Origin of the sequence: Marinoscillum sp. 108 (assembly GCF_902506655.1) — a bacterium.
GTDB classification, from domain to species: Bacteria; Bacteroidota; Bacteroidia; order Cytophagales; family Cyclobacteriaceae; genus Marinoscillum; species Marinoscillum luteum.
This window is the reverse complement of the sequence record NZ_LR734808.1, coordinates 2,587,215-2,597,500: the sequence shown is the minus strand read 5'-3', so window position 1 is coordinate 2,597,500 and position 10,286 is coordinate 2,587,215. Positions and strand designations below refer to the sequence as shown.

At 44.5% G+C, this 10,286-nt stretch carries 13 protein-coding genes (1 of these 13 only partly in view); 8 read left to right on the top strand and 5 right to left on the bottom strand.

Features of this window, described 5'->3' with window-relative positions; all coding sequences use genetic code 11:
- The 6 genes in view from GV030_RS10400 to GV030_RS10375 are tightly spaced (at most 7 nt apart) and all read left to right on the top strand, a layout consistent with a single transcriptional unit that may run on beyond the window.
- Positions 1 to 1,558 carry the 3' portion of a BatA domain-containing protein gene (locus GV030_RS10400; RefSeq protein WP_159582246.1) on the top strand. The gene continues 398 nt to the left of window position 1, outside the view, so only the last 1,558 of its 1,956 coding nucleotides appear in the window; the start codon falls outside the window, past its left edge; it ends in the stop codon at positions 1,556 to 1,558.
- Positions 1,558 to 2,814 (top strand): dihydroorotase family protein, encoded by a 1,257-nt coding sequence (locus tag GV030_RS10395; protein WP_159582245.1) that lies wholly within the window; start codon positions 1,558 to 1,560, stop codon positions 2,812 to 2,814. The genes GV030_RS10400 and GV030_RS10395 overlap by 1 nt, the downstream gene beginning before the upstream one ends.
- A 3-nt stretch (positions 2,815 to 2,817) precedes the next feature.
- Positions 2,818 to 3,327 (top strand): DUF4199 domain-containing protein, encoded by a 510-nt coding sequence (locus GV030_RS10390; protein WP_159582244.1) that lies wholly within the window; start codon positions 2,818 to 2,820, stop codon positions 3,325 to 3,327.
- A gap of 7 nt (positions 3,328 to 3,334) precedes the next feature.
- Positions 3,335 to 3,856: a DUF4199 domain-containing protein gene (locus GV030_RS10385; RefSeq protein WP_159582243.1), complete on the top strand. Its 522-nt coding sequence runs from the start codon at positions 3,335 to 3,337 to the stop codon at positions 3,854 to 3,856.
- 3 nt (positions 3,857 to 3,859) lie between these two features.
- Positions 3,860 to 4,831, top strand: a complete 972-nt coding sequence (locus GV030_RS10380) for a glycosyltransferase family 2 protein (RefSeq protein WP_159582242.1) — start codon at positions 3,860 to 3,862, stop codon at positions 4,829 to 4,831.
- Positions 4,824 to 5,822 carry a glycosyltransferase family 2 protein gene (locus tag GV030_RS10375; RefSeq protein WP_159582241.1) on the top strand — a complete coding sequence of 333 codons (999 nt, stop codon included), beginning with the start codon at positions 4,824 to 4,826 and terminating at the stop codon, positions 5,820 to 5,822. Before GV030_RS10380 ends, GV030_RS10375 begins: the two co-directional genes overlap by 8 nt.
- 8 nt (positions 5,823 to 5,830) lie before the next feature.
- Here GV030_RS10375 and GV030_RS10370 read toward each other — a convergent pair whose 3' ends face one another.
- Complete coding sequence (locus GV030_RS10370; protein ID WP_159582240.1) at positions 5,831 to 6,595, bottom strand: class I SAM-dependent methyltransferase; 765 nt, start codon at positions 6,593 to 6,595, stop codon at positions 5,831 to 5,833.
- Positions 6,596 to 6,703: 108 nt separating this feature from the next.
- On the opposite strand from GV030_RS10370, the gene GV030_RS10365 reads away from it, so the two are divergent.
- Positions 6,704 to 7,126, top strand: coding sequence for a hypothetical protein (locus GV030_RS10365; protein ID WP_159582239.1), 423 nt, complete (start codon positions 6,704 to 6,706; stop codon positions 7,124 to 7,126).
- A 12-nt stretch (positions 7,127 to 7,138) separates the two neighbouring features.
- Complete coding sequence (locus GV030_RS10360) at positions 7,139 to 7,726, top strand: acyl-CoA thioesterase (protein ID WP_159583768.1); 588 nt, start codon at positions 7,139 to 7,141, stop codon at positions 7,724 to 7,726.
- On the opposite strand, the gene GV030_RS10355 is transcribed toward GV030_RS10360, so the two are convergent.
- From GV030_RS10355 to GV030_RS10340, 4 genes are read right to left on the bottom strand one after another with little or no spacing between them, the layout of a single operon-like run.
- A complete protein-coding gene (locus GV030_RS10355; protein ID WP_159582238.1) occupies positions 7,701 to 8,108 on the bottom strand; it encodes a DUF3052 family protein in 408 nt (135 codons plus the stop codon). The genes GV030_RS10360 and GV030_RS10355 overlap by 26 nt on opposite strands.
- Positions 8,105 to 9,271 carry a lipopolysaccharide assembly protein LapB gene (locus tag GV030_RS10350; protein ID WP_159582237.1) on the bottom strand — a complete coding sequence of 389 codons (1,167 nt, stop codon included), beginning with the start codon at positions 9,269 to 9,271 and terminating at the stop codon, positions 8,105 to 8,107. Before GV030_RS10350 ends, GV030_RS10355 begins: the two co-directional genes overlap by 4 nt.
- A 42-nt stretch (positions 9,272 to 9,313) precedes the next feature.
- Positions 9,314 to 9,688, bottom strand: coding sequence for a fluoride efflux transporter CrcB (crcB, locus tag GV030_RS10345; protein WP_159582236.1), 375 nt, complete (start codon positions 9,686 to 9,688; stop codon positions 9,314 to 9,316).
- A complete protein-coding gene (locus GV030_RS10340) occupies positions 9,685 to 10,269 on the bottom strand; it encodes an ACP phosphodiesterase (protein WP_159582235.1) in 585 nt (194 codons plus the stop codon). Before GV030_RS10340 ends, crcB begins: the two co-directional genes overlap by 4 nt.
- Between the last annotated feature and the right edge of the window lie 17 nt (positions 10,270 to 10,286).

Below are 10,286 nucleotides of genomic sequence, written 5' to 3'. Positions count from 1 at the left end.
GTTTGATAATGAGGGGCAAAGGGAATTTTCATTAAGCGAGTCTGATGAGATTATACAAGAAGTTAAGTTTTCGGATGGATCATTATTCCTAAGTGATGTGGTCGGTAGGGCTGACTATTACGGTGTAGACCTTTTACATGTCTACGGAGATTTGCAGAGATCTACCACTCTACCGATCGATAAAGTATTGGGTGACACTTTACTAGCTATTGTTTATCATCAATTGCAGTCGGAAAATTCTCGAAATCTTTATGTTGATTCGGTGTATTTGGAGAAGCCTATGGGTTTGACCGGGGTGAATACCTTGCATTTTGGAATCAGGAACACAGGTGCTGAGAGGGTGGAAAATGTCCTTGTGAAGGTGGAAAAGGGTGAGCAGCAGCTATCGGCCTTTACAGCGACTATACCTGGGCTTGATACTGAAATGCTTTCTCTTGATATTGGGGTGAATGAACCCCTGAATGGAAATTATAAAATTAGCGTGCAGGATAATCCTGTTGTCTTTGATAATGACTTTTATTTTTCCATTTCACAAGCGGTAAAGCCACTGATCGTCGTATTATCTACAGCCAAAAGTGCTGGCAGATACTTTGAGAAAGTCTTTTCTAACAGTGACTATTTTAGTCTTGTCAGTAATTCAATCGAGAATGCTTCCTTTGAGGATGTTGTAAATGCTGATTTACTGGTATTGAATGGGTTGGATCAGATTCCGGATTGGCTGGTCAGTCAGGTGGATCAGATAGACGGTAAGATTCTAGTGGTTCCGTCAGGTGCTGCTGTGCCAGAGTCGTATCATTCGGTGCTGGGATTTGGATTGGACGTGAAACGGAGGACTGAAAGTGGAACGTTAAGTAAGAAGTCACTTGATCATCCTTTTTTTGATGGTGTATTTAGTGAAAAGAACGAGCGAGCCGGCCTGCCTAATGTAAAGAGCATCTACGGTGTGATGGGTTTTACAGAAACAATACTCGGTACGAATGAGGGCTTTCCCTTTCTTGTGAAGTCAGGGAGGAAGTCTACTTATCTGATTACAAGTCCTTTGGATGATTCTTTGACCAACTTTCATAAGCATGCGATCTTTGTGCCTGTCATGTATCTTCTGGCTCAGCCTTTGGGGGTAACTCCAATGTCCTATCGACTGGGGGGTGGTTTAATCCCTCTGAAAATGGAAGGTATAGCACCAGGAGATATCCTGGAGTTAAGGAATTCGGAGGACGTATTTATACCAAGTTACCGATATTTCAAAGGTGAAATATTGCTAGAGATTCCAGATGTGATTTCAAAACCCGGAATCTATCATCTTGTTGCTGATAGTGATACACTCAAATCCATTGCGTTAAATTTTGACCGACGCGAATCCGAAATAGCAGCCATTGGTACGGATGAATTTGAGCGAATGATCGCGGGCTATGACCATATACGTCTGGAGCAGGTGGATACTGGAGCTGCCCTGACGAGCAATACTTCTGAAAGCGGGGAGAACGGCTTATGGAAATATGCATTAATTTTGGCGCTGATATTTTTGATGGCTGAAACTCTACTTCTAAGATTTACCTAATGAAAACACTACTTGCCAATGCTCAGATCATGGATGTTCACTCCAAATATCATGGAGAGACATTGGATATACTTGTGGAAGATGGTATCATCTCTGCGGTAGGAAAGGGGTTGGAAGGTAAAAAGGTAATCGATTTAGAAGGGAAAGTAGTTACTCCTGCCTTTTTTGATTTTTTTGCACATTTCAATGAACCTGGATTAGAGCATAAGGAGAATTTGACTTCCGGTATTAAAAGTGCACTGTTCGGTGGCTTTTCGGATGTTTGCCTGATCCCTAATACCCACCCGGTGATTGATAGTAAAAGTGATGTGGGATTTATACGAGGGAGATCTACTGCCGGCGTGGAGCTGCATGTAATTGCTGCAGTGAGCGAGGGATGTCTGGGAGAAAACCTCACAGAGATACTGGATTTGGAAGATGCCGGGGCTGTAGCTTTTTCGGATGGTCTCAGCCCGATATGGAATACGGAATTATTACTAAAGGCTCTTCAATACGTCCAGAAGTTTGATGGACTCATCATTAACCGGCCAAAGGATGTTCACCTTTCTCAATTTACCCATATGCACGAGGGCGCTATGAGTACCTCTTTGGGGCTGAAGGGAGAGCCTGGTATTTCGGAAGAGATTGCTATTAAGCGGGATCTTGACATTTTAAAGTACGCAGGAGGAAGATTGCATTTCAGTCACCTGAGTACGGCCAGAGGTGTGGAACTGATCAAAGCAGCCAAGAAAAAAGGACTGCAGGTGACGGCAGATGTGGCTGTTCATCAGCTATTATATACGGAAGAGGATTTGATCGATTATGATTCTAATTTGAAGTCGGATCCTCCCTTTAGAAGTGAAAGGGATCGCAAAGCACTCATAAAGGGCCTGAAAGAAGGCATTATTGATGCGATTATTTCGTCTCATCAGCCTCAGGATCCTGAAAGTAAAGAATTAGAGTTTGACCTGGCGAGCCCCGGTCTGATGTCTTTGCCAACAGTGTATTCGGACTTGCTGGCCTTGCAGGATGAGCTACCACTGGAAATAGCGGTGCAAAGGCTGACCTCAGGCCCCAGGGCAATATTGGGACTTCCTGAGGTGAAAGTGGAAGAAGGAAGCACGGCAAAGCTCGCTGTTTTTGACCCTTATCAGGTTTGGGAATTCTCCGCTAAACATAATCCATCCAGATCCAATAACGCTCCCAAATACGGTAAGCAACTGACCGGTAAATGTTTCGGCGTGTATAATCAGGGTACATTTTTTCAGAATAAATAAACTATGCTGAAGATTTCCATCAAATACGCACTGATATGTGGGGTATTTATTACGATCATCTATCACCTTTCTTTTCTTTTCAATTCCAATCCACTGATCGATCTGAGTCACTTGTTGTTTGATTTGATCCTCTTTGGTCTGTTCATATTTTTTGCGGAAAAGGAATACAAGACCTACCATGGTCAGGGTGTGTTTCATTTTTGGCAAGGCATGACCATGGGCTTTATTGTTTACACCGTGGCAACAATTCTTTTTGTTGGGGCTTTGATAATATACTTCCAGTTTTCGGAGGATGCTGTAAAGAATTATCAGGAAGCCGCGACTCATTTTCTCAACGAGCGTGCTGAGATGTACAGGGAGCAGTTTGGTGAAGCCGGATTGCAGGAGCAAATGGATGAAATACGGGATGTCACCATGTGGGATTTGGTACAGAGTTCGGCACTCAAAAAAATGTTGGCCGGATTCTTCATTACCCCGGTTATATCCATAATTTTAAGGAAACAACCTAAATGAAGTACCCATGGAAGAAACGAAAAATATTTCTGTAAAGAGTGTAGCAATCAAATATGGCCTTATCAGCGGACTCGTTGGTGTCATTTTCTTTTTGGTCATTGATTTTGCAGGCCTCTCTGGTAATCAGTCTGTTTCCTGGATAGGCATTCTCTTTACTGCGGTCATCATGTATTTTGCCCAGAAGGAGTTTATCAAGGAAGGCGACGGATACATGAACTATGGCGAAGGACTCGGGCTAGGGACTCTGATGTCCTTGGTTTCAGCCGTGATATCCAGCATATTCACTTACATCTATGTGTCGTTTATAAACCCTCAGTTTATTGAAAACATCAGGCAGGCACAGGTTATTGCTATGGAAGAGGAAGGTATGAGTGATGCTCAAATAGAGCAGGCTATGAAGATTTCTGAGAATTTCACAGGCCCCACTGGACTACTAATCTTTGGTTTGATTGGAGGTGTTTTTGTGGGCTTTCTTATTTCATTGATCATCTCTGCCATCACAAAAAAATCAAGACCCGAATTCGAATAATCTGTGTCAGATAGAAGAATAGCGCTTTCGATAGTAATACCGGTATACAACGAAGAGGAGTCACTTCCGGAGTTGTTTGAGTGGATATGTAGGGTAGTGGATAAAGAGAACTACGATACGGAGGTGCTCTTTGTGGATGATGGTAGTGGTGATACATCGTGGCAAGTCATTTGTGAACTGAACAAAAAGGACCCACGGGCCAAAGGCATCAAGTTTAATCGGAACTATGGCAAATCTGCGGCCCTTCAAACCGGGTTTGAAGCAGCTGTGGGTGAGGTGGTGATTACCATGGATGCTGATTTGCAGGACAGCCCTGACGAGATTCCGGCTTTGGTCAAAATGATCACGGAGGACAATTTTCAGCTTGTTTCGGGCTGGAAGAAGAAACGACACGATCCCATCGGAAAGACCATTCCCTCGAAGTTTTTCAATGCCATCACCCGGATGGTTTCTGGGATCAAACTGCATGACTTTAACTGCGGGCTGAAGGCCTATCACAGAGATGTGGTGAAGAATATAGAGGTATATGGCGAAATGCATCGCTACATTCCGCTGATTGCTAAGTGGAATGGTTTTTACAGAATTGGCGAAAAGGAAGTACATCACCGTGAGCGAAAATACGGGCAGACCAAGTTTGGCTTGGAGCGCTTTGTTCACGGGTTTCTGGATTTGATTTCCGTCACGTTTGTGAGCAGGTTCAGAAAAAACCCCATGCACTTTTTTGGAGCATTGGGTACGCTCTCTTTTCTTTTCGGATTGGGAGTCACGGCCTATGTGATTGGGGATAAGATGTACAGAATCTACCATCACCTGGATGTGCGTGATGTGGTGGATCAGCCGCTGTTTTTTCTTGCGTTGGTGGCTTTGGTTATCGGCACACAGCTGTTTCTGGCTGGATTTTTAGCGGAAATGATCATTCAGGTCAATCATAAAAAGGGCGACTATCTGATCACAGAAAGGACAGGGGATGCCTAAGTATTCTGTGATTGTGCCGGTTTACAATCGGCCGAGCGAAGTGCAGGAGCTCCTATCTACGCTTGTAAATCAGACTTTCAGAGATTTCGAGGTGATCATTGTGGAAGATGGGTCTACGTTAAAGTCTGATTCAGTGGTTGCTGAATACCAGTCGAAACTATCCATCGCTTATTTCATCAAGGAAAATGAAGGGCAAGGGTTTGCCAGAAACTATGGTTTTGCCAGGGCAAAGGGCGATTACTTTATTGTATTCGATTCTGACTGCCTGATCCCGTCTGACTATTTTCAGGTAGTGGATCGTTATCTGAGTTCACATACCGTGGATGCCTTTGGTGGGCCGGATGCTGCACATCCATCTTTTACAGTGGTGCAGAAGGCCATCAATCAGACCATGACTTCATTTTTTACTACTGGTGGCATCAGAGGGGGAGCTTCTCATATTGGTAAATACCACCCCAGGAGTTTTAATATGGGATTTAGCAGGAAGGTGTATGAGAAAACCAAAGGCTACATTATTCCATTTATGGGAGAGGATATGGAATTCAGCACACGTCTGCTGAAGGAAGGCTTTCAATCTGTATTGATCCCCGAGGCTTATGTCTTTCACAAAAGGAGAACCTCACCAACGAAATTTTTCAAGCAGCTCATGTACTTTGGACGGGCCAGGATCAACCTGTCCAGATTTCATGCGGGTCAGGTAGGACTGGTACACTTATTTCCGCTGGCTTTCACTCTGGGGTTGTTGGTGTCATTCTGTTTGCCCGTTTTTTTCTTCGATTCGTTGGGCTTTACCGGATTGATTGGCTACTTGTTTTATCTCAGTATCGTCTTTAGCGAGTCACTTATGGTCAACAAATCATTGACCGTGGCTGCACTTACACCTGTGATGACTCTGCTTCAGATGACTGGCTATGCCACAGGGCTTGTTTATGAAGGCATAAGAAAACTAATGGGGATTGATCCCAATACCAGGTATATAGACTTATACTGACCCCTGTTTTACTTTTCTACCCTGAAAATAATTTCCTGTCGGGGTAGTGCAAATCTTGATACCTCATCTTCTGAAAGCTCCATGACGAGTTTGTCTTCAGTCACTTTAAACCCGGCACTGGCCAGGCGGGCGCCATAATCTTCACCAAACATACGGACATGGTCGTCCTGTCCAAAGGCCTTTTCCCTTTCTGCCGGAGACGTGATGCTCTTATCCTCGTAGGTTTCTTTTTTCAAAGGATAGAAAAACGGAACCTGCAGGATGGCCCATCCTCCCGGCTTCAGAACCCTGCGCATTTCTTTCATCGCCAGGATATCATCCTCCACATGCTCGAGCACGTGGTTGCAGAAGATCACGTCAAAGGTATTTTCCTCAAAGGGGATGTCATGGATATCCATTTTCACCTTGGCTAGCGGTGATTCTATGTCTCCGGTGATGTAGTCCAGATTTGGCAGGCTTTCAAATCGGTCCATAAAGCACAGTTCTGGCGCTATGTGCAGCATTTTATTTTTTCGGGTAAAGAAATCTGTTTTTCTTTCCAGGTATAGCCAAATGAGCCTGTGCCGCTCCAGCGCCAGACATTTGGGACAGAGCGCATTTTCTCTTGATTTTCTGCCATAGGGCAAAAACTTCCTGAAGGTGGAGTGACATACTGTACACTCTACATTGTTTCCACTATAAAAAAGTGCCAGCACACGCAATCCATGATGACTAACCAGCTGAAGGTATTTTCTGGGTATTTTTCTTAAAAGAAAGCTTATGATTTGCTTCATGGAAATGACAGAATCAGATTTGCACTTATTTAAATTAGCGGGCAAAGATATTTAAGATCATTATCTTTAAGAATCTATCTCTCGTCGAAGAATTAACATGTTGCGCCTATGGCCTTGATCAGGATTTTGATCATTTTTTTGCTCGCTGTTTTCAGTGCTAATATAGTCAATGCACAGTCTCAGAAGGACGGTTTTAGTAAGGACATGCCTACTGAAAACATTAATTTTGGGAAAGAAGCCAATCGTTCGAGTACACGACCTAAACGTCAGAAGATAGAATACATTTACAAAAGCTCATCAGAAGGACTTCTTTATGGTAATCCATGTGCCATGCAGGCCACCAGAAAAATGGGGTTTGAATACGTGCTGCAACCACCAGGGATCCCCGGAAGCCCCACTCAGAAGGAATCGGAGCTCAATAATTTTCTCGTGAATCTGAAATTGATTTTCACAAAAAGCCCTTTTTGGAAACTGATTTTGAACAATAGGATAAAGAAGTGCAGGCAGGACAGTGGAGACATAGTAGGCTAACCTAAAAGTATGATGGAACCAATTCCCGTTAAATTTTCGCAAACGACGCTCACCGAACTGATGATTCCCAGTTATGCCAATTTTGGTGGTAAAATACACGGAGGTATACTTTTATCACTGATGGATAAAGTGGCTTATGCCTGCGCCAGCAAGCATGCCGGAGCGTACTGTGTCACAGTTTCTGTTGATGAAGTAGAGTTTTTACAGCCCGTGGATGTTGGGGAGCTGGTTCATCTAAGAGCATCGGTCAACCATGTGGGGAATACCTCACTGGTGGTGGGCATACAGGTGACAGCTGAAAACGTGAAGAACCATGCCATAAAGCACACGAATACGAGCTACTTCACCATGGTAGCCAAAGATGATGATGGCAGTCTGGTGAAGGTGCCTCCGCTTAGGCTGGAGAGCATGGATGAGATCAGGCGTTTTATCGAGGTGATCAAGCGCCGAAAGCTCAAGGCTGAAGCCAACAATAAGATGCAGAAGGAGCAATCAAACTTCGTGATGGCTGAAGATTTCCCACTATTACGGGGCCAGCGCTGTGAAACCCGGTTGGTCGGAGATGATGATCATCTCAACGATCTTTTCGCCGGTACATAAATTTTAGTCCGGACCAATCCTTATCAACCGCGCATACTTTCACATCCACCAGGCCATTTTCGAGTCCATGTGCACGTATGTCGTTTTCATTAATGTCTTTTGGTAGTTTGGATGATCCTTTGGGCCATGAGATCCAAAACATGCCATCTTTTTTCAACGCTGCCTTCAAGGGGGACCAAATGGATTTAAGTTCTGATTGGTACGATACAAAGGCGTGGATAAAGTCATACTCCCCATCCACTTTTCCATCCTCAAATTCGGCCTCCGGGAGACCGAAAAGCAAATCAAAATAATCATCTGGTACCTGATGTAGATAGCACCGATCACCTTGCCTGATACCTAGTTTTTTGAAGAGTGGGGTTCCTGAATATCCAGTAGTCATAGGCATGGGGAGTTGAGGGTGCCTGTGTAACCATGTTCCCGGGCCTTCTTGATAGACTCGCAGGCTTCAGTATCATCTCCAAGTACTTCAAAACTTTGAGCAGCGATGAGGTAGTTCTCTACACTATCCGGCCAAACGCTGATGTTCCATTTAGTGGATTTGATAGCTTTCTCCAGCTCGCCGGTTTCCAGATAAGCGCTGGCCAGACCGGTATAGAGGTAGTAATGTTCCTCCGGCAAGGATGCACCACTGAGCACCAGTGGGTAGGCATTTCCATAAATAGACTTGTATTTTTCTATGGCCAGGTCGCTGGCCACTTCGAAGTAGCGTTTTGCTTCTGTTATATCGTGAATGTCGTCTCTATAAATCTGAGCCATTAACAGGTAGGTTTCCATCTTCCGGTAATTGAAAATGAGCAGTTCCTTGAGTTTTTTCAAAGATTTATAAGGCCTGTTCACTTCTCTGTATGCCAGGGCCAGGTGTTCCTGAAGCGGCAATGGGTTTCTGGGAGCATAGTTTTCGATGAGTTCAAAGTAGTAAATGGCCTCTTCGTACACCCCTTGATTATAGTTGTGTTCAGCTTCAAAAACGAAGCTTTCCATCAGATTGGTTTTATATGCTTCCATGTCGTCTTCACCATCCATGAAAACACCCAGGCTGTTGATCGTGGAGATAGCACTCTCTATTTCTCCGAGCTTATACTTGTTTTGGGCCACTTGAAAAATGCCCCGACGTTGGGTCAGCAACTCCTCCATTTTCTTTTCATCATAAGTTCTTTTGATAAAAATAGCGGTCATTACCAGGGTGGCTACTACCAGCGTAAACCCAAAAGCATAGGCCGTGGCGACCCAATTCTCCCGCCAGTTGACCTCAGGTTCTTTATAGGCTCTTCTGTAGGCAGGTCTGGGTGGTGGAGGCGGAGGTGGTGTGTAATATGGCTCGTCAGGTTGCCCAAACTGCCACTGGATGTCGTATCGTGCTTTTTGGTAGGGGTTCGAGAGTACCTGATAAGCGTGGTTGATTTCTTTGAACCGCTCCTCCATTTCTGCACTGCCATCGTTTTTATCAGGATGATACTGAAGGGCCAGCCGCTTAAAAGCAGCCCTGATTTCGGAGCTCGAAGCAGCCTCAGTTACTCCCAAAACCGTATAGTAGTTAACCATCCTAAATTTTTTTAGTTAACGTTAGTCAGGGAGCATATTGTTTCATGCAAGGAGTTTTTGTGCGATCCACACTCCCAGAAGGCAAAGGACCAATCCTCCAAAAACACTTACCGTCACATAGGTGACGTACTGATAATATTGAGCTTCTTTCAGAAGCCTGAGCCCCTCTATGGAGAAAGAGGAAAAAGTGGTAAATCCACCGCAAAAGCCCGTGATTAGGAGCAATTGATAAAACTGATTGTTCATTTTCAGGAGTGCCCCAGCCAACAGTCCGATGAGCGCACTGCCTACAAGATTGACAATAAGGGTGCCGTATGGGAGGCTTGGAGCCAAAACCCTGAGGGAGTATATGGTAACCAGATACCTGCAAATACTCCCTGCAAATCCGCCAAGGCCGACCAGTAAGATGTTTTTCATAAAGTCTCTAAAAATAATTCTGAGTGCCGGACAAGATCGGGAAAGAAAGCCTCAAATTCGAGTTGGTAGCTCTCATAATCGGTCTTTAAATCCACAGCGGCCTGCTCCATTTTGGAGCGAAACGGCGTTCGCTGACTCATCCCTGTCAAAGCTCGGTTGATCCCCTCTACAAATTGATAATTATATAGCCAGTTGTCACGTTCCATGTAAAACAGCATCTTTTGGGCACGCTCAGGGATTACATCCCGATAGTGAGTGGTCACCTCATAAAAGGACCGGGTAAAATCCAAAAGAGGTGTCGGATGGTAGTTTTCCCAGAGACTGGCCAAAAAGTGATCATAAAACACATCAGATATTACAGGGGCATAATGATGGTATTTGGGGCGCAATCGCTCCTTGGTTTTGATCACTACTTCATGGTCATCGGTGTACCGGTCGATTTCCCGATGCAGCAAAATCCCCCTTTGGATCGCTGAATCAAACTCTTCCCAAGCTTTTCCTTTTACAAAGTCGCCAATGAAATTGCCAATCATGACACGCTCCTGATCCCCGGATAAGTAAATATGTGCAAGAAAATTCATGGCTGCTTGATTATCAG